Raw genomic sequence first — 19,564 nt, forward strand, 5'->3', positions numbered from 1 at the left:
TCCTGCTCCTGTTGTGATGTGCACCACAAGATTTCAGTGGTGGATGGGTCCTGCTGCCGCGGAGAGTCGTTGCCCGGCGCCACCCCAGCGCTGGGCGATGATCTCGGCGGCGATACTCACCGCGGTCTCCTCCGGCGTCCGGGCGCCGAGGTCGAGGCCGATCGGGCTCGACAGTCGCGCCACTTCCGCCTCGGTCAGTCCCGCTTCCCGCAACCGCTTCAGCCGGTCGTCGTGCGTGCGCCGCGAGCCCATCGCGCCGATGTAGGCGACCTGCGGCAGCCGCAACGCGACCTCCAGCAGCGGTACGTCGAACTTCGGGTCGTGCGTCAGTACGCAGATCACCGTCCGGTCGTCGATCCGGCCGGCCGCCGCCTCACCGGACAGGTACCGGTGCGGCCAGTCGACAATCACCTCGTCGGCGAAGGGAAAACGGGACGCGGTCGCGAACACCGCGCGCGCGTCGCACACCGTCACCCGGTACCCGAGGAACGCGCCGAGCCGTCCGACCGCCGCCGCGAAGTCGATCGCCCCGAACACCAGCAACCGCGGCACCGGCGCGTACGACGACACGAAAACCCGCATCCCCTCCCCCCGCCGCTGCCCGTCCGGCCCGTACTCCAACGTCTCCGATCGTCCATTTGCCAACAATCCGCGTGCATCGTCCAGCACCGCATCATCAGCCCGATCCGAACCGAGCCCTCCGCCCGACGCGTCCGGGCGGATGATCAGGCGACGGCCGAGGCGTGCCGGGTCTGGGTGGGCGACGACGGTGGCGACCGCGACCGGGCGGCCCTCGGCGATGTCTGCTGCCACGTCCTCCAGTTCGGGGAACGTCGTGCGGTCGATCTTCTCGACGAAGATGTCGAGGATGCCGCCGCAGGTGAGGCCGACCGCGAACGCCGACTCGTCGCTCACGCCGTACCGTTGCAGCACCGGCTCGCCCGACGCGAGGATCTCCTCGCCGAGCTGGTAGACCGCGCCCTCGACGCAGCCGCCCGACACGCTGCCGACCACCTCCAGCTCAGGCCCGACCAGCATCACCGCGCCCGGCGGCCGCGGCGCCGAGTCGAACGTCGCGACAACGGTGCCGACGGCAACCGATTCGCCGGCCTGCCACCACGCCAGCAGCTTGTCGAGCACGTCACGCATCGGCCACCACCTCCAGGAGTTCGGCGAAGCTGGCCAGGCTGTGCCCGGCGACGAGGTCGTCCAGGTGCGGCAGTACGGCGACGATCCCGGCCTGCACCGGCTCGTACCCGCGCTTGCCGCGATGCGGATTGAGCCACACCACGCGATGCGCCAGCCCCGCCAGCCGCTGCAGTTGCGCACCGAGCAGCGACGCGTCACCGCGCTCCCACCCATCACTGCACACCACGACGACGGCCCGCCGCGCCGTACCGCGCTGGCCCCAGCGATCCAGGAACACCTTCAGCACCTCACCCAGCCGCGTCCCACCCGACCAGTCCGGTACGACGTCACCCGCCAACCGCAACGCGAACTCGGGATCGCGATGCCGCAGCGCCGGGGTGACGCGAGTGAGCCGCGTGCCGATCGTGAAGACCTCGACCGAGCGCGGCGCCTGCTGGACCAGCACGTGCGCGAGCCGCAGCAGACTGTCGGCGTACGGGCCCATGGAGCCGGAGACGTCGATCAGCACGACGACGCGCCGCGGCCGCACGCCCAGGCGGCGGTAGCGGACACGGCCTGGTTCGCCGACCTGGCGCAGCTGGGCCCGCAGCGTACGGCGCGGGTCGATCTCGCCGCGATGGGACGGGCGGCGACGGTTCGCGCGGCGGAGCGGGATCTGCGGACGGAGGGTGCCGAACAGGCGAGCGAGCTCGGCGCGGTCGGCAGCAGACAGTTCGGCGACGTCGCGGTGCCGGAGGACTTCCGTCGTACTCGCGGAGACGTTCAAGGTGTGGTCGCCGTCGGTTCCTTCGGCTCCTTCGCCGAGGTTCGCCTGGACGGAGGACTGCGGGGTCCGGCTCGGGACGACGCCGCGCGATCGGTCGCCGGTGAACCAGGCCGCGAACACCTCGTCGTACCGGGCCGTGTCGTCGGGGCCGCTGCACAGGGCGGCGCGGCCGGCCCAGTACACGTCGGCGGTCTGGGTCGGGTCGAGGGCCGCGACCGCTTGGAGGAAGAGGTGTACGCGATCGGCAGTGACCGGGAGGCCGGCGTGGCGCAGGGCTGCCGCGAAACCGGTGAGCGCCAAGTCCGGCTCGGTCATCGGGGATCAGCTCGCCAGCAAACGGTCGAGCGATTCGCGGACGCGGTCGGTGTCCTCGCGGTACTTCAGGACCGCGCCGAGCGTCGCGGCCGCCGTCTCCACGTCGAGTACGTCGGCGCCGAGCGCGTCGAGAGCTCGCGCCCAGTCGAGGGTCTCGGCGACGCCGGGCGGTTTGAGCAGGTCGAGATCGCGCATCCGCTGCACCGACCGCGTGACCTGTTCGGCGAGCCGCGCGGACACCTCGGGCAGTCGCGTCCGGACGATCTCGATCTCACGCGCCAGACCCGGATGGTCGATCCAGTGGTACAGGCACCGGCGCTTCAGCGCGTCGTGCACCTCGCGGGTCCGGTTCGACGTCAGCACCACGATCGGCGGTACCTCGGCGGTGATCGTCCCGAGCTCCGGAATCGTCACCTCGTACGTCGACAGCACCTCGAGCAGAAACGCCTCGAACTCGTCGTCGGCCCGGTCGATCTCGTCGACGAGCAGTACGGCGGGACTCTCGCGCAACGCCCGCAGGACCGGACGCGACAACAGGAACCGTTCGTCGAACAGGCTCTTCTCGACCTCTTCGACCGCCGCGTCGGAACTCGTCGCCTCGACGGTCCGCAGATGCAGGATCTGCCGGGGAAAGTCCCAGTCGTAGAGCGCCTGCGACGCGTCGATGCCCTCGTAGCACTGCAGCCGGATCAGGTCCAGGTCGAGCGCCTCGGCCAGCGCCGACGCGAGTGACGTCTTGCCGGTGCCCGGCTCGCCTTCGAGCAGCAACGGGCGGTGCAACGCGAGCGCGAGATACCCGACCGTGGCCAAGCCCTCTCCGGCTAGATACCCGGTCGCCCGCAGACACTCGGCCAGTTCTCCCGCCGAGCCGACGGCACTCACTCCTTCAGCATTCACCTACTTCCGGGCCTTGCCAACCCTCACCGCCAACCCTCACCCGTGCCCGGGCGGCAATTCCCCCACCGTGTCGACGTCCACCCCGTCAGCCACATCCCCGCACTCCACCAGCACGACGTCGTGTTCCCGCAAGTACCCCCGAGCCCCCTCGTCACCCCGCGCCGACGCGATCACCCCGTCCCAGTGGTCCCGCCCGATCACCACCGGATGCCCAGGCGCCCCGTCGTACGTCGCTCGCACCAGCGCGTCATCCCCCGCCTGATCCACCACCCGCCGCACCGCATCAACCGTCACCCCAGGCACATCCACCGGAAGCACAACCACCGCCTCCGACACCGCGTCCGCCGAGCGAAGACCGGCGCGAAGTGATGCCCCCATCCCCTCGTTCCAGTCGGTTGCCTCGACAACCTCGACCGGTTCGCCGGACAGCTCCGCACGCACCTGATCCGCGGCTGCACCGACGACTACCACGACCGGTGAGCAGCCTGCCTCGGTGAGTAGGCGGGCGGTGCGGGCGGCCCACGTGACTCCGGCGGCGTCGCGGACGAGTGCCTTCGGCGTACCCATCCGGCGCCCGGCGCCCGCGGCCAGCACCAGCCCTGCGCTCTTCACAGCGGCAGCGTACTGATTTCACACTCTGAGCAGTGACGGGTGCCAAGCGGCGTGCCGCGATCGGCGTGCGACGATATCTGACGTGACGACGATCGCAGACGGCTCGAAGTCCCTTCCGTTGCTGTTCCTCGGGCAGAACACGGACCCGCACTCCGAGCGCGGTGTCGAGTGCCCAGGCGCGCTCCCGCCGGCGTCCGACCCGGACCTGGTCGAGCGGGCCCTGAAGGCGAAGGCGGCGCTCGGCGATCAGGTGTTCGTGCTCGGGCACCACTACCAGCGCGACGAGGTGATCCAGTTCGCGGACGTCACCGGTGACTCGTTCAAGCTCGCCCGCGACGCCGCTGCTCGCCCGGACGCGCCGTACATCGTGTTCTGCGGTGTGCACTTCATGGCGGAGTCCGCGGACATCCTGACCAACGACGAGCAGACGGTGATCCTGCCGGACCTCGCGGCGGGCTGCTCGATGGCGGACATGGCGCGCATCCAGCAGGTCGAGGCCGCCTGGGACGCGCTCGCCGACGCCGGCGTCGCGGATGTGACGGTGCCGGTCACGTACATGAACTCCAGCGCCGACATCAAGGCGTTCTGCGGCCGCAACGGCGGCGTCGTGTGTACGTCGAGCAACGCGGAGACCGCGCTGAACTGGGCGTTCGAGCAGGGCGAGAAGGTCCTGTTCCTCCCGGATCAGCACCTCGGCCGCAACACCGCCGTACTGCAGCTGGGTCTGTCGCTCGACGACTGCGTGGTCTACGACCCGCACAAGCCGAACGGCGGCCTGACGAACGAGCAGCTCGCCGCGGCGAAGATGATCCTGTGGCGCGGGCACTGCTCGGTACACGGCCGCTTCACCGCCGAGTCCGTCGACGACGTCCGCGCCCGCGTCCCCGGCGTGAACGTCATCGTCCACCCCGAGTGCCGCCACGAGGTGGTCACGAAGGCGGATCAGGTCGGCTCGACGGAGTACATCATCAACGCCCTGGAGACCGCCGAACCCGGTACGTCGTGGGCCGTCGGCACCGAACTCAACCTGGTCCAGCGTCTCGCGAAGCAGCACACCGACAAGAACATCGTCTTCCTCGACAAGACGGTCTGCTACTGCGCCACGATGAACCGCATCGACCTCCCGCACTTCGTCTGGGCCCTCGAAAACCTGGTCGCCGGCCATGTCGTCAACCCCATCAAGGTCGACCCCGACACCCAGCACCACGCCAAGGTAGCCCTCGACCGCATGCTCGCCCTCCCAGGCAAAACCGCCCGCGACTGACCATCGCCGACTACCACTGACACGATGGTCAGGCGGGGCGGCGGTGGCGGTTGAGGGTTCGGAGGAGGGCGGCAGCCAGCGCGGCGGGGTGGTCGAAGTCAGACCAGTCGGTGCGAACGACGGTGAGACCGAGGGCGCGGAGGCGGTCCTCTCGGCGTTTCTCCCGGATCAGCACGTCGGGAGAACCGCCGCCGTACTTCAGCGCTCCGTCGAACTCGACCACCGTGTTGTACCCGTCGAAGTCGAAGTCGACCCGGCCAACAAGTCCGAGGCGATCGTAGAACTCGGTCTGCAGCCTGGGCTCCGGCATCCCATGCTCATGCATAAGGACGCGAAGTCGCGACTCACCGACCGACTCGGCCAGTCCGTTCCCGAATCGCAGTGCCCTGCGGGCCGTTGCTGATCCGGGCCAGAACGTGCTCGCGGACTGCAAGCGCTGTACTTCGTCCTCGCCGAGGTTGCCGGCGCGAAGAGCAGCGTCGAAGCCCACCACCCCCACCTCGAACGATGTCGTACACGCGGATTCGAGGGCCGCACGCGCCACGCTGGTCACGAGTCGGCCGTCGACAACAGTCAGGTCGGCAGCAGTCAGCACGCCGAGGTGATGCTGTACGCCGGCAACGAGGCCACCGGACTGTCCGTCCAGCCGGGTAACGTGCACCCGGCCGAGATCGAGGCCCCACGTCGGCAGGCCGTGCAGGACCAAGGCCGACTGATGGCTGACGGCAACAGAACGCGCGCGGATCGCGTTCATCACCGCGTGCATCTGGCGGAGATGCGTCCAGCGGGCGCGTTCCCATGGCGGCGGAGCAGCCAGGTCGAGCTTCTCGGCGTACTGGCCGCGCCGGATCTGTTCCCAGCTGCCGTCCCGCAGGTGGCGGACGATCTGCTCGTGGGTACATCCGCTGGCGAGCGCCTGCCGACGGCTGAACACGCCGCCCTGGTGCGCCGCGATCAGTCTGAGCCGTTCGTTCACGCAGCAAGCATCCACCGATCTGCCCCCGTCCGGGCGCCCTCACCCCAGATCTGTGGACAACTCCACCAGGGGATATCCACTGCCGTTGTGGGTTCTCCTCTCTAATACCAACGGAGAACCCCCAACACGGAGGGATATCCCCTCGCGTGCGGCCGGCAGAAGCCTCTCGCGGTTCGGTTTGGCGGTGCTGGGGTTAGCGGGACACCCGGGCGGGGGTGTACCAGGTGGCCAGGAGGTCGGGGAGGCGGTCGGGGCCCCAGCGGTCTACGGGGGTTATGCGGCCGTTGAGGGAGGCCAGGCCGCGGGCCAGTTCGCCTACTACGTCGCCTTGCCAGGGGACGGTGGCGCCTTCGTCGGGGCCGACGATGACGGCGGGGCCGCCGCGGTCCACGCAGACCACCGGGCAGCCGGAGGCCAGGGCTTCGGTGACGGCCCAGCCGGCGGCTTCGCGGAAGGCGGGGGCGAGGAGCGCGTCGGCGCGGAACATCGCGGCCAGGACCTCCTCGCGGGGCAGGGCGCCCATGAACTCGACGCGGTCGCGGACGCCGAGCTGCCAGGCCAGGCTTTCCGCGCGTCCCCAGTCGGGGCCGTCTCCGATGATGCGGAGCTCCCAGTTGGCCGCCTCGGGGCGGGCCAGCGCGCTGATCGCGAGCAGCACGCCCTTCCACGGGATCAACCGCCCGACGAACAGCGCCGTCTTCACACCGGGAGCACCGAACGGCTCGTACGGACCGGACGCGGTGAAGCGCCGGATCGCCACGTTGGGCTGGACCACGATCTCCCGGGCGTACGGCGCGAACGCCTCCGCGACATCGTTGTTCTGGGCAACCATCAGGTCCGCGGTCTGCGCCATCCGCCGGCCGGTCGCGCGGCGCCGGAGCCCGGTGTACGCACGGCGTACCAGCTCCGCCACCACACCACGGGCGCCGAGCCAGTGCGCCATCGACAGCGGCGCGCTCGTCGACCCGCCGACGGGTCCCCAGATCACCTTCGCCGACGACGGTTCGACCACGCCGGCGCCCATCCAGTCGACCGCGAAGGTCAAATGATGGATCACATCGAACGACTGCTCCGCGTGCAGGCGCCGCGCCGTACGCCGCGCCAGGCCCTGCCACAACGGGTAGTACCAGTACACGTCCGAGGGCCGTCGCCGCAGCCGCAGGATCCACCGCGGCAGCTCGAGCGGTACGACGGTCAGACCGGGCACCGGTCGCGCCGCGAGCTCTTCCTCGATCTCGTGGACGAACTTGCCCCGGGTCAGCAGCCAGACGTCGTGGTCCCGCGCCGCCGCCTTCGCCCACGCCCACCCCGCGCCCGGCTCGGACCCGCCCGTCGGCCGGCAGGCGTACGCGCTGAGCAGTACCTTCGGCCGGCCGTACATCAGCTCATCCCCTCCAGGAGCCTGCGAAGATCTGTGCTCGAGGTGGAGGCGGTGTACGGGAAGTAGTGCACCTGTGCGCCGACCTCACCCAGCAGCCTCTCCAGTCTCTTTCCCTTTTCCGTTCCCTTCCAGTCATCGCCCTTGAAGAGAACGTCGTACCGCAGCTGCTGCCACATCTCGAACTTGTCGCTGGACCAGTCGCTGACCACCTCGTCGACGAGGTCGAGCGCCCGGACGACGTCCATCCGCTCCTCGTGCGGCACCACCGGCGGACGGCCCTTGATCCGGGTCACCACCTCGTCCTCGACGACGCCCGCGATCAGGTGGTCGCAGTGCTCACGGGCGCGGCGCAGGATGTTCAGGTGCCCGATGTGGAACATGTCGTACACCCCGGGCGCATAGCCGACGATCGCCATCAGGCCCGCACCCCCAGTGCGGCCATCTCCCGGTACCACTTCCCGATCGCGGCCGCGAGGAAGAGCAGGTTCAGCGTGAGCAGCGCGCCGTACAGGACGACGAACAGCGACGGCGTACCGAAGGCCAGGAAGACCAGGCACAGGACGCCGTAGTCGGTCGGTGCGATGAGCAACGACTTCACGACGGAATCGCCGCGCTCGTTGGGTTGCGCGGCGGCGCCGTGCCGCCGGCGCAGCTGGTCGATCAGGATCAGCCCGAAGAACAGCACCGACGACAGGCACACGTACGCGAGCGGGATCAGCAGGACGAGGTCGTTGTCAAAGGCATCGAAACGGTAGAGCGAGATCAGGACGGCGCTGTGCAGCAGCACGATCTTGACCGCGTCGATCATGTGGTCGAGCCACTCCCCCAGGGGCGAGCCGCCGCCGCGCAGCCGGGCCAGCTGCCCGTCCGCGGAGTCCAGCCCGTACCCCAGCACGAGCAGCACGGTCACCACCAGCGCCAGGCCGAGCGACGGCCGTACGCAGGCCACCAGCACGATCCCCACCAGCGAGCAGAACCCGGACGCGAGGCTCACCTGGTTCGGCGTCCGCTGGCCGAGGAACGCCGCGGCCGCGAACACCCGCCCGATCCGCCGGTTCACGAACCGCGAGTACGCCGGCGTACCGGCCGACGGCTTCTGCGCCCGGGACAACTGCGCGACAGTCTCCCGCAGCCCAGCTGTGCGCTCGCTCATGCGACGTTCGAACTGCGGGACTGCCGCTGGTCGATCGCCGCGCGCAGGATCGGGCTCCGGGAGCCGCGTCCGGCGGGCAGGACGGTGATCAGCCCGGCCGGGATCCCGGCGAGCTCGTCCACCCCCAGGACGCCGTCCGTGCCACCGGCGGCGAACACCGTCTGTACCCCTAGTACGCCGGTCAGCCAGTCGGACCGTACGTCGTCCACGGCAACCACCTCGTCGACGCACCGCAGGTGCTCGACGATCTGCGCCCGCTCGAGCAGCGGCACGAACGGCCGCCCGCCCCAGGCGTCCAGCGCCCAGTCGTCGGACAGCACCGCCACCACCAACCGGTCACAGTGCCGCCGCGCCCGTTCGAGCACGTCGACATGTCCTACGTGGAACAGGTCGAAAACCCCGGCGACGCATCCCAGCCGCGGAACCATGCCGACACTGCCCACATTGCCTTCCCCCAACGCAAACTCCTGAATTCCGTCCGGCCCGACGCTGCCCCCTGCGTCGCCCGCGACTTTATACCCGTCGTTCCGTGCGCGCCCGGCCGCTGGCGGAGTGCCGGGCGATCGCATCGGTGTAGATCCTTTCCGTGGCCTCCAGGTCACGCTCCGGTGTGAAGCGGTCCAGGTAGACCTGACGGGCTCGTTCGCCGAAGGCTATCGAAGTCCCGGGATCAGCCACCAACCCGATCGCCTTCCGCAATCCTTCCGGGTCACCGGGCGCGGTCAGCGCACCGGATTCACCGTCGTCGACGAGCTCCGCGAGCGCCCCGAGCCTGGACGCGACCACGGGCACCCCGTGGGCGAAGGCCTCCACGACCACGAGTCCGAAGCTCTCATACGAACGCGCCGGTACGACGGCGACGCGCGCGGACCGCAGCTGTTCCATCCCGTCGGCCCACGGCAGTTGACCAAGCACCTGAATCGACAGGTCTTTCCGGGCCCGCTCCTCGGCCGCCGCTCGCAGCGGACCGTCACCCACCACGACCAGCCGGCCGAGCGACGAATCCCAGGCCTCCAGGAGATCCGCGAAACCCTTGTCCTCGCTCAACCGCCCGAGGAACACCACCGCCTCCCCCGCACCGCTGCGCACCGCTCCCCCGTGCGGTACGGCGTGCGGCTTCACCACGAACCGCTCCGGATCGAACCCGGCCGCGGCGTACCGGTCCCGCACGAACTCGGACGGTACGACGAACGTCCCGACGTACCGCTGCCAGGTATGCAAGGCGTTGTGGACGCCGATGCTCGTGGCCAGCGGCAAGGTCTGCACCCGCGACTCGCGGTAGCAACTGTGCTTCACGGCCGCCAGTGGCACCTTGCCGATACAGGACTCGCACGGCCCGCCGTCGCGCTGCAGGACGGCGTTCGCGCACAGCAGCCGGAAGTTGTGCAACGTCGCCACGACCGGAAGATCCAGCCGGTACGCCGCTCGCAGCACCGACGGGCTGAACAACGGGAAAGTGTTGTGCACATGCACCACATCGGGCCGCTGCGCCTGCAATAGCTGTGTTAAATCGCGTTCCGCCGAAAATGACCAAACGGAGCGGAACGGTAACAGTGCGCGATCTTTTCGGCCCATCGCGGCGATATCGTCGCTGTTCCGGGCGTACAGATCGATTTCATGTCCTGAGTTACGCAACAAATCAACCGTTTGCGCGACAACCGTGTTCTCACCACTGGGTTGACCGGTCCGGTAACGGTTGTGCAACATGGCGACCCGCATGGCACTACCTTAAGTCCCGCAGCAGTCGCAGATGGCTACACCTGGTCCCGCCCGCTCCCAGGAGAGTGCATTGAGGAAGTTGTGGTTCGCAGCGCTGATCGCTGCGGCCGCGGCCGTCGTCACGGTCGCGGTGCCCGTCATCGCAGGAGAGAACAAGGCGACAACGGCGGCGAAGTCCGAGAACGCCGCCGAGCAGACCGCGTCTCGAGTGCTGCCCTCTCATCGCCCTGGGAAGACGACGACCGCGAAGCCCGGCACGACCAAGCCGAAGACCACAGCCACCACCGCACCGCCGAAGAAGCCCGGCACGACCACGACTCCGACCCGCAAGCCGACGGCGACGCCGACCAAGCCGGTCGAGCCCACCATCCCGAAGCCGCCGGTGGTCGACTCCGACGAGGCCGGTCCGGCCGTCGCCGGGCCCTGTGTCGGCACGGTCATCAAGCCCGGGCAGGACGCGCAGTCGATCGTGAACTCCAAGCCGGCCGGTACGACGTTCTGCTTCGCGGCCGGTGTGCACCGGATCAGCGACACCATCCGCCCGAAGGCGAACCAGGTGCTGGCCAGCGCACAGCGCGCCGTACTCACCGGGTCGGTTCCGCTGACCGGGTGGGCGAGGTCCGGGTCCGCCTGGGTGGTGCGGGGCGCGCTGCCGCCGGCGTACGGCAAGAGCGGTGAGTGCGAGGACAACAAGTCGAACATCTGCTACCTGCGGGAGCAGCTGTTCCTCGACGGCACGCACCTGACGCGGGTCGCGAGTGTCGCGGCGGTCAAGGCCGGCACGTTCTACGCCGACTACGCGGCGAACGCGATCTACCTCGGCAGCAACCCGGCCGGTCACGCGGTCGAGATGTCGAAGACCGCGACCGCGATCGAGTCCGGCGCGACCGGCGTGGCCGTCCGCGGCCTCACCATCGAGCACTTCGCCAGCGCACCGCAGGCCGGAGCGCTCGTCTCCGGCCCCGGCTGGAAGGTGACCGCGAACGACGTCCGCTGGAACCACGCGGTCGGCGTGATGCTGGTGAAGGCGAACAGCACCAAGGTCGACAAGAACCTGATCCACCACAACGGCCAGCTCGGCCTCGGGCAGTACAGCTCGGCCGCAGCCGCCGTCACCCGGAACGTGATCAGCTCCAACAACACCGACGGCTTCTGGATCGCCGACTGGGAGTCCGGCGGCATCAAGTCGACCCGCTCCTCCGGCACCGTCAGCGGCAACGTGATCAAGTCCAACAAGGGCATCGGGATGTGGGCCGACGTCGCCGACGACGGCCGGGTGATCAGCGACAACCAGATTGTCGGCAATGCGGCGGACGGCATCCGGTACGAGATCAGCCGCAACGGCACCATCGAGGGCAACACGGTGACCGGCAACGGCTTCGGCACCGGCCGCGGCTCCGGTACGTCGCTGTGGGACGGCGGCGGGATCAACGTGAACACCTCGACCGGCGTCACGATCAAGGGCAACCGGGTGTCGGGCAACGTGAACGGCGTGACGATCCAGTCCCGGACCCGCGGCAGCGGCCCCTGGGGCACGTACCTGCTCCGCGACGTCCAGGTCAGCGGGAACACGATCGAGATGACCGGCGGGACCCAGGCGACCGGCATGGTCCAGAACTCCGGCGCCGCGGTGCCGGCCGGCGAAGTGGTGTTCAGCGGCAACAAGTACGTCCTCGACGACCTCGGCACCCAGCGGTTCGCCCGGTTCGGCACCAAGCTCACCGCGGCCGGCTGGCGCGAGGCCGGCCTGGACACGGTCGGAAGCTTCCTCGCGAACTGACCGCTTGCCGTTCGCAACATATTTGTGCGCTACGTATTGCCATGACTACCTGACGTAGAGGTAATCTGCGTAGCGAAGCCGCGCCATGGGGGGTGCGCTCAGGGCTACCTGTGCCACCGGAGGCTCCGCTATGAGGACAGCTGTATTCGCAGTCGTTGCAGTCGGCACCAGTCTGGTTGCCGTCGGCCCCCTGCCCGCGCGGGGTGCCCCCGATCAACCGGCCCTTGATCAATCTGCCGCCGTACCTGATGCCGCCGTACCACCCGCTGACGGGACGTTCCGGACCGGCCCAGCCGTCGCGCCCCCGTGCAGCGGCGTACCGATCCGGACCACGGACAACGCCGCGAAGGTCGTCGACGACGCCCCGACCGGTACGACGTTCTGCTTCACGGCCGGCTGGCACCGGATCACCGAGACGATCCACCCGAAGGCCGACCAGGTCCTCGCCGGCAACACCGGCGCCGTCCTCACCGGATCCGTCCGGCTGACGCGCTGGACGGCGAACAACGGCGACTGGGTCACCACGGGAGTCCTGCCACCGGCGTACCCCCAGACCGGGCAGTGCGAGGACAACACGGCGAACATCTGCTACCTGGGTGAGCAGCTGTTCCTGGACAGCAAGCACCTGACCCGGGTGGCAACCCGCGACAAGGTTGCCCCCGGCGCCTTCTACGCCGACTACGCGGCGAACGCCGTCTACCTCGGCAGCAACCCGGCCGGGCACTCGATCGAGATGTCGAAGACGCAGACCGCGATCGAGTCGAGCGCGACCGGTGTGACGGTGCGCGGGCTGACGATCGAGCACTTCGCCACCCCGCCGCAGGGCGGTGCCGTGGTGCTCGGCCTGGGGTGGAAGGTGATCGCCAACGACATCCGCTGGAACCACGGCGTAGGTGCGATGCTGGTGAACGCGGACGGCGCCGTCCTCGAGAAGAACCACATCCACTCCAACGGCCAGCTCGGCATCGGCCAGTACAGCACGCTCAAGGCGACCATCGCGTCCAACGAGGTCAGTTACAACAACACCGACGGCTTCTGGATCGCGGACTGGGAGTCCGGCGGGATCAAGACCACCTGGTCCAGCGGCGGCCAGGTGAGCGGGAACCTGATCCAGTACAACCGCGGGATCGGGCTGTGGAGCGACGCGTACGACGACAGCCGGACGTTCAGCAGCAACCAGATCCTGCGCAACGCGGCGGACGGGATCCGGTACGAGATCGGCCGCAACGGCGTCATCTCGGACAACGTGGTGAGCGGCAACGGTTTCGGCACCGGCCGCGGCTCCGGTACGTCGCTGTGGGACGGCGGCGGGATCAACGTGAACACCTCGTCGAACGTCCAGGTCCGCGACAACGTGGTGGCGAACAACGTGAACGGGATCGCGATCCAGTCCCGGACCCGCGGCTCCGGCCCGTGGGGCACCAACCTGCTCCGCGACATCGTTGTCTCCGGCAACCAGGTGACGATGCGCGGCGGCACCACCGCGACCGGCATGGTGCAGAACGCCGGCGCGGTGATCCCGGCCGGCGAGGTCACCCTGAACGACAACGTCTACATCCTCGACAGCCTGACCGCCGAACGCTTCCAGAAGACCGGCCAGTGGTACACCGCCAAACAATGGCGCGGCACCGGTCAGGACACCGCCAGCGCCTTCACCCTGGGCAAGGCAGTCCTGGACGCCACCGGCATCCTCACCATCCTCCCCCCAACGAGCTGACACCAGAGCAGGGCCTATCCGGCTCTCCTGTCCGGTGTGGGGTGAACTGCGAGGCCGTAGGACAGGTTCTGGCGGGCTAGCACCTGGTATTTCCTGTCCACAGCACCCAGAAGGTGTCCCTTCCCCCGCCAACCGGCTGACCGCGCCCACGGGCAGCCACAGCCCGCCGAAAACATCAGCTCGACAGTACGTATACCTCTACTACCCGCCTGTCCGCACCGGGCGGCAGGCCGGATCGCCGAGCAGTGGACGTATACGTACTGTCGAGCTGCACAAAATTCGCGGTACAACCCGCCCGAGCCCCCACCCGGAGCGCTCACGCCGCCAGAAAGCCTCCTCTGACGTGCTGAAACCCTCCACCGAACCAGCCCGGCCACAGAGCGAGTGGCGGGTGGGGTCAGCGGGTCAGGGTGTTCACGTGGTTCACGAGGAGCGACCGGAAGGTCGGTGAGTCTCGGAGGTCGGGGGTGAAGATGGATTCGACGGCCAGGAGGGCGTCGACCAGTTCGGCGGGCTCGGTGGTGCCCGCCACAGCTGACTTCAGGCGATCGGCCTGGGGGTCGTCCAGGTCGGGGGTGCGCTGGACGTAGACCATCCAGGCGGCGACCGCGAGCGAGATCATCCGCGGCTCGGCGCCGGCGGTCAGACGGTCGCGGACCGTGCCGAGCATCCGGACCGGCAGCTTGACCGAGCCGTCCATCGCGACCTGCCGGGTGCGGTGCTTCAGCGCCGGGTTCTCGAACCGCTCCAGCACGGTCGCGCCGTACGCCGCCAGGTCCAGCCCGTCGGGCGGTGTCAGGGTCGGTACGACGTCGTCGGTCATCAACTGCCGCGCGAGCCCGCCCAGTTCCTCGTCGCGGACCGCCTCGGCGATCGTCTCGTACCCGCGCAGCGCACCGAGGTACGCGAGCATCGAGTGGGTCGCGTTGAGCATCCGCAGTTTGGCCTGCTCCCACGGCGCGACATCGCCGGTGAGTACGGCGCCACCACGCTCCCAGGCAGGGCGGGGCCCGGCGAAGTCGTCCTCGATCACCCATTGCAGGAAGGGTTCCGCGACCACCACCGCCTCGTCCCGGACGCCGAGCAGCCGAGCCGCCTCGTCGCGGTCCGCGTCGGTCGTCGCCGGCACGATCCGGTCCACCATGCTGGCTGGGAACCGCGTCGCCTCGAACGTCGCGGGAACCTTGCCCAGCGCATCGAAGTACTCGGTCACCAGCGTCCGCAGGAAGGGGCCGTTGGCCACCAGGTTGTCGCAGGAGACGATCGTCAACGGCTCGTCGCGACGGGCGATCGCCGCCGCCAGCTGGCCGACGACCGTGCGCGGCGGACGGCCGGTCAGGTCGGCCCGGATCTCCGGGTCGTCCAGGTTCAGCCCGGCACCGGCCGCCCGGTACCCCTTCTCCGTGACGGTCAGCGTCACCACCGACACCGCCGGGTCCGCGATCCGCGCGACCACCGCCTCCGGGTCCTCGGGCGCGGTCAGCACCTCACGGATGCTGCCGATCACCTGGACCGACGGCTCCCCGAGACCTCGCTCGAGGACCGAGTACAGACCGTCCTGCGGCGCCAACTGGTCCCGGACCGTGGTGGAGCGCTGGCTCACGCCGGTGATGCCCCACCGGGTCTCGCCGGTCTCGACCGCCGCCCGTTCGGTGACGACGGCCTGATGGGCGCGGTGGAACGCGCCGATCCCCAGATGGACGATGCCGACCGACAACGCCTTCGGATCGACCGCGGGCGCGACGGGAAGGTTGGTGAGACTCAACCTGCTCGAATTCATTCGGAGGGTTCTTCCTTCACTCGGGCGACCAGTTGGGTCGGATTGACGAAACGCAGCGCTACCACCAGAAGTACCAGCATCATCGCGGTGTAGATCACCGCCATCGCGTCGACGGACTGCTGCGCGCGGATGCCCGCGGCGGACATCGAGTAGTACAACGCGACCACGAGCGTCTGCGAGTCCGGCCCGGCGGTGAGGAAGGTCAGCTCGAACATGCCGACCGTCCGCACCAGCACCAGGATCGCCGAGGCCAGCAGACCGGGGACGAGCAGCGGCGCGAGGATCTTCAGGAACACCGAGCGGGTCCCGGCGCCGAGCATCCGGGCCGCGTCCTCGATCCGCGGGTCGACCTGCTCGATGAAGGGCGTCATCGTGAGGATCACGAACGGCACCGACGGCACCAGGTTCGCCAGCACGACACCGGACAGGTGGCCCGCGAAACCGAACTTGTACAGCACGGTCGCGAGCGGGATGCCGTACGTGATCGGCGGCATCAGGATCGGCAGCAGGAATGTCAGGTACACCAGACGCTTGCCGGGGAAGTTCTTCCGGGCCAGCACGTACGCCGCGGGCGCGCCGACGAGGACCGACAGGACGACGACCAGCGCGGACACGAGCAGCGTGACGACGATGACGTGGAACAACGTGAACTCTCGCCACGCGTCGCCGTACCACTGGGTGGTGAAACCGCTCGGGAACCAGGTGTCGAACCACTTCGTGCCGAACGAGCTGACCAGCACCGACAGCACGACGCCGGCGAGGTTGACGAAGAAGAACACGACAACGGCCCAGATCACCCAGCCCAGCGGGGTGGCGCGTATCGTGCGCACCTTCTGGCTCATCCCTTGCCTCCCGTCGAACCGGTGTAGAGCCGGGACCGCCACACCAGCACGATCGCCACGACGACCAGCTCGACCGCGCCCATCACCATCGCGATCGCCGACGCGTACGAGTAGTCGTACTGCTCGTACGCCGCCTGGTATGCCGCCAGCGAGATGACCCGCGTGGATCCGGCCGGGTTACCGACCAGCACCGCGGACGGGAAGACCGAGAACGCGAGTACGAATGTCAACAAAAAGGTTGTCGCCAATCCGGGCGCGAGCAACGGGAGGGTGATCCGCCGGAACCGCTGCGCCCGGGAGGCGCCGAGCGTCGCCGCGGCCCGCTCCAGGGTCGGGTCGATCCCGCTCAGGTACGACAGCACCAGCAGGAACGCGAACGGGAACCCGGTGATGACCAGCGAGAAGAAGACGCCCCAGTAGTTGTTCGTCAGGCGGATCGGATCGTCGACAATGTGCAGGCTGAGCAGGATCCGGTTGAGCCAGCCGGTCGGACCGAGGTAGTTGAGCAGACCCTGCGCGGTGAGCACGGTCCCGAGCGTGATCGGGACGACGAGGATCGTGGTCAGCAGCCGCTTGCCGCGGAACCGGCCGCGGAGGCGAAACGCGATCGGTACGGCGGCCAGCACGTTCAGCAGCGCTGCGGGAAGCGCGATCTTCAGCGTGGTCGCGACCGTGTCGCGCTGGTACGCGTCGCCGAAGAACTTGTCGTAGTTGGCCAGCACGCCGCCGCCGTTCGCCGGCTGGAACGAGAGACTCAGCCCGTACAGGAACGGGTAGACGAACAGCAGCAGGACGAAGACCGTGGCCGGGAGCAACAACCAGAGGCGGCGGTCGACACCACGCTCGGCCAGCCTGTGCTGCCATGTCGGTTGGGATGTTTGCTGCGGGATCGCGCTCATGACGGGTACACCAGGAGCCGCCCGGGCGTGACCGTCAGCGCCACCTGCTCCCCCGCGTCGACCCGCTGCTCGGTCCGCACGTGCAAGCGAACCTCATCGTCGAGCACCACCTCGACCGCGCGCTCACGACCCTGGTACTCGACGACCTCGACGAGTCCTTTCACGCCTTCGTCGCTGAGCTTGATGTCCTCCGGACGCACGGCAGCGATCACGTCGTCCCCCAGCCCGACAGCGCCCTGCGCGGAGCCGCGGACCGGCGTACCGCCGAGGTCGACGGTCACCTGGTCGCCGTTCAGCTGGGAAATCTTCAGCGGCAGCAGATTGCGGTAGCCCATGAAGTCGGCGACGTGCCAGGTCGACGGCTTGGTGTGGACCTCCTCGGGGGTGCCGAGCTGCTGCACCTTGCCCTGCCGCATGACGACCAGCCGGTCGGCCATGCTGAGCGCCTCTTCCTGGTCGTGCGTGACGTACACGGTGGTCAGCCCGAGCGACTGGTGCAGGCGGCGGATCTCGGTGCGCATCTCGAGCCGGAGCTTGGCGTCCAGGTTGCTCAGCGGCTCGTCCATCAGCACCAGCGACGGTTCGAGGACGGTCGCACGGGCGATCGCGACCCGCTGCTGCTGACCGCCGGACAGCTGGCCGGGCAGCTTGCTCGCGTGCTCGGTCAGCTGCACCATCTCGATCGCCTCGGTGGTCCGCCGCCGGACGTCGTCCTTCGGCAGGTGCCGCATCCGCAGGCCGAAGGCGATGTTGTCGCGGACGGTCAGGTGCGGGAACAGCGCATAGTTCTGGAACACCATGCCGAAACCGCGTTTCTCCGGCGGCAGCGTGTCGATCCGCTGGTCGTCCTGCCAGATCGCGCCCGCGGTCAACGGGAGCAGGCCGGCCAGGCAGTTCAGCGCGGTCGACTTTCCACAACCGGACGGACCGAGCAGGGCGATGAACTCGCCCCGCTCGATGGTCAGATCGAGCCCGGCGAGTGCGTCCGCCGTACCGAACCGGCGGCTCACGCCGTCGAGCCGGAGCTGGTCGAATCCACTCACGACTTCTTCACCTTGCTGCCGCCGACCTCACGGTCCCACTTGTCGAAGGCAGCCACCAGCGCCTTCGCGTCCAGCGGTACCTCTGTCGGATTGTCGGCAATCAACTTGTCGTATTCCGGGCGGCCGAACTCGGTGATCGCGTCCTTGCTCTCCTGCGGCGCCTGCGACAGCTCGACACCCTTGATCGCCGGCCCCGGGTAGAAGTACCCCTTGTCGTACGCCTTGGCCTGCTGCTCGGGCGTCAGCATGAACTGCAGCAGCTGCAGGATCGCCGCCTGCTTGTCGGTCGACACACCCTTCGGTACGACGGCGTAGTGCGCGTCGGTGACCCAGTGGAAGCCCTGGATCGGCGTGATCGCGGCCTCCTTCGGGACCGTGCCGAGGACCCGCGGGTTGATGTCCCAGCCCGTGGTCGACGCGATGACGTTGGCCGAACCGTTGGCGAGCGCCTTCATCGTGTCGGCGGTGCCGGACGGGTAGAAGTCGACGTACTGGTTGAGTTCCTTCAGGTACGCCCAGGTCTTGTCCCAGCCGTTCACCGGGTCCTTCGGGTCCTTGTCGCCGAGGATGTACGGCAGGCCCATCAGGAAGGTGCGGCCGGGGCCGGAGTTCGCGGGCCGGGCGTACGTGACCTTGCCCTTGTTGGCCTTCGCGTAGGCGAGCAGGTCGTCGGCGGTCTTCGGCGGCGACGGCACCTTCGACGGCATGTACTCGAGCAGCGGCCCGGACGGGTAGTAGGTGACCGTCACCCCTTCCTTGCCGCCCAGTTCCTGCATCTTCGCTGCGGGCGGCAGGTAGTCCTTCATCCCGGGCAGGCGGTCCGAGTATTTCGTCAGCAGGTCGGTCCACAGGCCCTGCTCGCGGCCGGCGGCGAGACCGTCGGTGCCGGTCAGCACCAGGTCGATGTCGACCCGGTTCGCGTTCTGCTGGGCCTTGATCTTGCCGGCCAGCTCGGGGGCGGGTCCTTTCGAGTACGTGACCTTCGAGATCACGTCCGAGTGCTGCTGGACGAAGTCGTCGATCATGCCCTGGGTCAGCTGCAGGTTCCCGGCGACGTCGAGAATGTTCAGCGTCACGGCCTTGGCCGGCTTCTCGGGTACCTCGCCACCGCTCTCGGCTGCGGGTTTGTTCGGCGCCGGGGCGCCGCAGGCGATCAACGCGGCGAGCGCGGCCACCAGACCGGTCGCCGCGGTCAACTTCCGGTGCAGATGCATCGGGTCTCTCCTCGGATCAAGGGCGGCCCGGCACAGCGTCCCCACTGGCCGGGTTGA

18 protein-coding genes are annotated in these 19,564 nt (G+C 68.9%); 3 read left to right on the top strand and 15 right to left on the bottom strand.

Features of this window, described 5'->3' with window-relative positions; genetic code table 11:
• Nucleotides 1-33 precede the first annotated feature (33 nt).
• The 4 genes from E0H50_RS16105 to E0H50_RS16120 are packed head-to-tail and all read right to left on the bottom strand — an operon-like array spanning nucleotide 34 to nucleotide 3,739.
• Nucleotides 34-1,149: an XdhC family protein gene (locus E0H50_RS16105; protein WP_131288981.1), complete on the bottom strand. Its 1,116-nt coding sequence runs from the start codon at nucleotides 1,147-1,149 to the stop codon at nucleotides 34-36.
• Nucleotides 1,142-2,230 carry a vWA domain-containing protein gene (locus tag E0H50_RS16110; RefSeq protein WP_131288983.1) on the bottom strand — a complete coding sequence of 363 codons (1,089 nt, stop codon included), beginning with the start codon at nucleotides 2,228-2,230 and terminating at the stop codon, nucleotides 1,142-1,144. Before E0H50_RS16110 ends, E0H50_RS16105 begins: the two co-directional genes overlap by 8 nt.
• Nucleotides 2,231-2,236: 6 nt before the next feature.
• The gene (locus tag E0H50_RS16115) at nucleotides 2,237-3,112 is read right to left on the bottom strand and encodes an AAA family ATPase (RefSeq protein ID WP_131288985.1); all 876 of its coding nucleotides are present in this window, start codon (nucleotides 3,110-3,112) and stop codon (nucleotides 2,237-2,239) included.
• Between the two features lie 51 nt (nucleotides 3,113-3,163).
• Complete coding sequence (locus E0H50_RS16120) at nucleotides 3,164-3,739, bottom strand: nucleotidyltransferase family protein (protein ID WP_131288987.1); 576 nt, start codon at nucleotides 3,737-3,739, stop codon at nucleotides 3,164-3,166.
• An 82-nt stretch (nucleotides 3,740-3,821) separates the two neighbouring features.
• On the opposite strand from E0H50_RS16120, the gene nadA reads away from it, so the two are divergent.
• A complete protein-coding gene (nadA, locus tag E0H50_RS16125) occupies nucleotides 3,822-5,003 on the top strand; it encodes a quinolinate synthase NadA (protein WP_131288989.1) in 1,182 nt (393 codons plus the stop codon).
• Between the two features lie 28 nt (nucleotides 5,004-5,031).
• On the opposite strand, the gene E0H50_RS16130 is transcribed toward nadA, so the two are convergent.
• From E0H50_RS16130 to E0H50_RS16155, 6 genes are all read right to left on the bottom strand, one after another.
• Nucleotides 5,032-5,979: a type IV toxin-antitoxin system AbiEi family antitoxin domain-containing protein gene (locus E0H50_RS16130; protein ID WP_165547156.1), complete on the bottom strand. Its 948-nt coding sequence runs from the start codon at nucleotides 5,977-5,979 to the stop codon at nucleotides 5,032-5,034.
• 193 nt (nucleotides 5,980-6,172) lie between these two features.
• Nucleotides 6,173-7,360 (bottom strand): glycosyltransferase family 4 protein, encoded by a 1,188-nt coding sequence (locus tag E0H50_RS16135; protein ID WP_131288993.1) that lies wholly within the window; start codon nucleotides 7,358-7,360, stop codon nucleotides 6,173-6,175.
• A complete protein-coding gene (locus E0H50_RS16140) occupies nucleotides 7,360-7,776 on the bottom strand; it encodes an FAD synthase family protein (protein WP_131288995.1) in 417 nt (138 codons plus the stop codon). Before E0H50_RS16140 ends, E0H50_RS16135 begins: the two co-directional genes overlap by 1 nt.
• Complete coding sequence (locus tag E0H50_RS16145) at nucleotides 7,776-8,513, bottom strand: CDP-alcohol phosphatidyltransferase family protein (RefSeq protein WP_131288997.1); 738 nt, start codon at nucleotides 8,511-8,513, stop codon at nucleotides 7,776-7,778. Before E0H50_RS16145 ends, E0H50_RS16140 begins: the two co-directional genes overlap by 1 nt.
• A complete protein-coding gene (locus E0H50_RS16150; protein ID WP_131288999.1) occupies nucleotides 8,510-8,941 on the bottom strand; it encodes an adenylyltransferase/cytidyltransferase family protein in 432 nt (143 codons plus the stop codon). Before E0H50_RS16150 ends, E0H50_RS16145 begins: the two co-directional genes overlap by 4 nt.
• 85 nt (nucleotides 8,942-9,026) lie before the next feature.
• Nucleotides 9,027-10,232: a glycosyltransferase gene (locus tag E0H50_RS16155; RefSeq protein ID WP_131289001.1), complete on the bottom strand. Its 1,206-nt coding sequence runs from the start codon at nucleotides 10,230-10,232 to the stop codon at nucleotides 9,027-9,029.
• Between the two features lie 70 nt (nucleotides 10,233-10,302).
• Here E0H50_RS16155 and E0H50_RS16160 point away from each other — a divergent pair, with 70 nt between their 5' ends.
• Nucleotides 10,303-12,012 (top strand): right-handed parallel beta-helix repeat-containing protein, encoded by a 1,710-nt coding sequence (locus tag E0H50_RS16160; protein WP_238151004.1) that lies wholly within the window; start codon nucleotides 10,303-10,305, stop codon nucleotides 12,010-12,012.
• Between the two features lie 130 nt (nucleotides 12,013-12,142).
• Nucleotides 12,143-13,729, top strand: a complete 1,587-nt coding sequence (locus E0H50_RS16165) for a right-handed parallel beta-helix repeat-containing protein (protein ID WP_238151005.1) — start codon at nucleotides 12,143-12,145, stop codon at nucleotides 13,727-13,729.
• Nucleotides 13,730-14,126: 397 nt separating this feature from the next.
• Here the strand turns inward: E0H50_RS16165 and E0H50_RS16170 are convergent, their stop codons facing one another.
• Genes E0H50_RS16170 through E0H50_RS16190 form a run of 5 tightly spaced genes read right to left on the bottom strand, consistent with a single transcriptional unit; the run spans nucleotide 14,127 to nucleotide 19,507 of the window.
• Nucleotides 14,127-15,509, bottom strand: a complete 1,383-nt coding sequence (locus tag E0H50_RS16170; RefSeq protein WP_131289007.1) for a mannitol dehydrogenase family protein — start codon at nucleotides 15,507-15,509, stop codon at nucleotides 14,127-14,129.
• The gene (locus E0H50_RS16175; protein ID WP_131289009.1) at nucleotides 15,506-16,351 is read right to left on the bottom strand and encodes an ABC transporter permease; all 846 of its coding nucleotides are present in this window, start codon (nucleotides 16,349-16,351) and stop codon (nucleotides 15,506-15,508) included. Before E0H50_RS16175 ends, E0H50_RS16170 begins: the two co-directional genes overlap by 4 nt.
• The gene (locus E0H50_RS16180) at nucleotides 16,348-17,250 is read right to left on the bottom strand and encodes an ABC transporter permease (protein WP_131289011.1); all 903 of its coding nucleotides are present in this window, start codon (nucleotides 17,248-17,250) and stop codon (nucleotides 16,348-16,350) included. Before E0H50_RS16180 ends, E0H50_RS16175 begins: the two co-directional genes overlap by 4 nt.
• On the bottom strand, nucleotides 17,247-18,293 hold the full coding sequence (locus tag E0H50_RS16185) for an ABC transporter ATP-binding protein (RefSeq protein ID WP_131289013.1): 1,047 nt from the start codon (nucleotides 18,291-18,293) through the stop codon (nucleotides 17,247-17,249). Before E0H50_RS16185 ends, E0H50_RS16180 begins: the two co-directional genes overlap by 4 nt.
• Nucleotides 18,290-19,507: an ABC transporter substrate-binding protein gene (locus E0H50_RS16190; protein WP_131289015.1), complete on the bottom strand. Its 1,218-nt coding sequence runs from the start codon at nucleotides 19,505-19,507 to the stop codon at nucleotides 18,290-18,292. The genes E0H50_RS16185 and E0H50_RS16190 overlap by 4 nt, the downstream gene beginning before the upstream one ends.
• Nucleotides 19,508-19,564: the final 57 nt, after the last annotated feature.

Source organism: Kribbella sindirgiensis, assembly GCF_004331435.1.
Classification (GTDB): domain Bacteria; phylum Actinomycetota; class Actinomycetes; order Propionibacteriales; family Kribbellaceae; genus Kribbella; species Kribbella sindirgiensis.

Coding starts and splice junctions, on each gene's coding strand:
- E0H50_RS16105 (WP_131288981.1), bottom strand. CDS start 1,149: ATGCGTGACGTGCTCGACAAGCTGCTGGCGTGGTGGCAGGCCGGCGAA.
- E0H50_RS16110 (WP_131288983.1), bottom strand. CDS start 2,230: ATGACCGAGCCGGACTTGGCGCTCACCGGTTTCGCGGCAGCCCTGCGC.
- E0H50_RS16135 (WP_131288993.1), bottom strand. CDS start 7,360: ATGTACGGCCGGCCGAAGGTACTGCTCAGCGCGTACGCCTGCCGGCCG.
- E0H50_RS16140 (WP_131288995.1), bottom strand. CDS start 7,776: ATGGCGATCGTCGGCTATGCGCCCGGGGTGTACGACATGTTCCACATC.
- E0H50_RS16145 (WP_131288997.1), bottom strand. CDS start 8,513: ATGAGCGAGCGCACAGCTGGGCTGCGGGAGACTGTCGCGCAGTTGTCC.
- E0H50_RS16150 (WP_131288999.1), bottom strand. CDS start 8,941: ATGGTTCCGCGGCTGGGATGCGTCGCCGGGGTTTTCGACCTGTTCCAC.
- E0H50_RS16155 (WP_131289001.1), bottom strand. CDS start 10,232: ATGCGGGTCGCCATGTTGCACAACCGTTACCGGACCGGTCAACCCAGT.
- E0H50_RS16165 (WP_238151005.1), top strand. CDS start 12,143: ATGAGGACAGCTGTATTCGCAGTCGTTGCAGTCGGCACCAGTCTGGTT.
- E0H50_RS16170 (WP_131289007.1), bottom strand. CDS start 15,509: ATGAATTCGAGCAGGTTGAGTCTCACCAACCTTCCCGTCGCGCCCGCG.
- E0H50_RS16175 (WP_131289009.1), bottom strand. CDS start 16,351: ATGAGCCAGAAGGTGCGCACGATACGCGCCACCCCGCTGGGCTGGGTG.
- E0H50_RS16180 (WP_131289011.1), bottom strand. CDS start 17,250: ATGAGCGCGATCCCGCAGCAAACATCCCAACCGACATGGCAGCACAGG.
- E0H50_RS16190 (WP_131289015.1), bottom strand. CDS start 19,507: ATGCATCTGCACCGGAAGTTGACCGCGGCGACCGGTCTGGTGGCCGCG.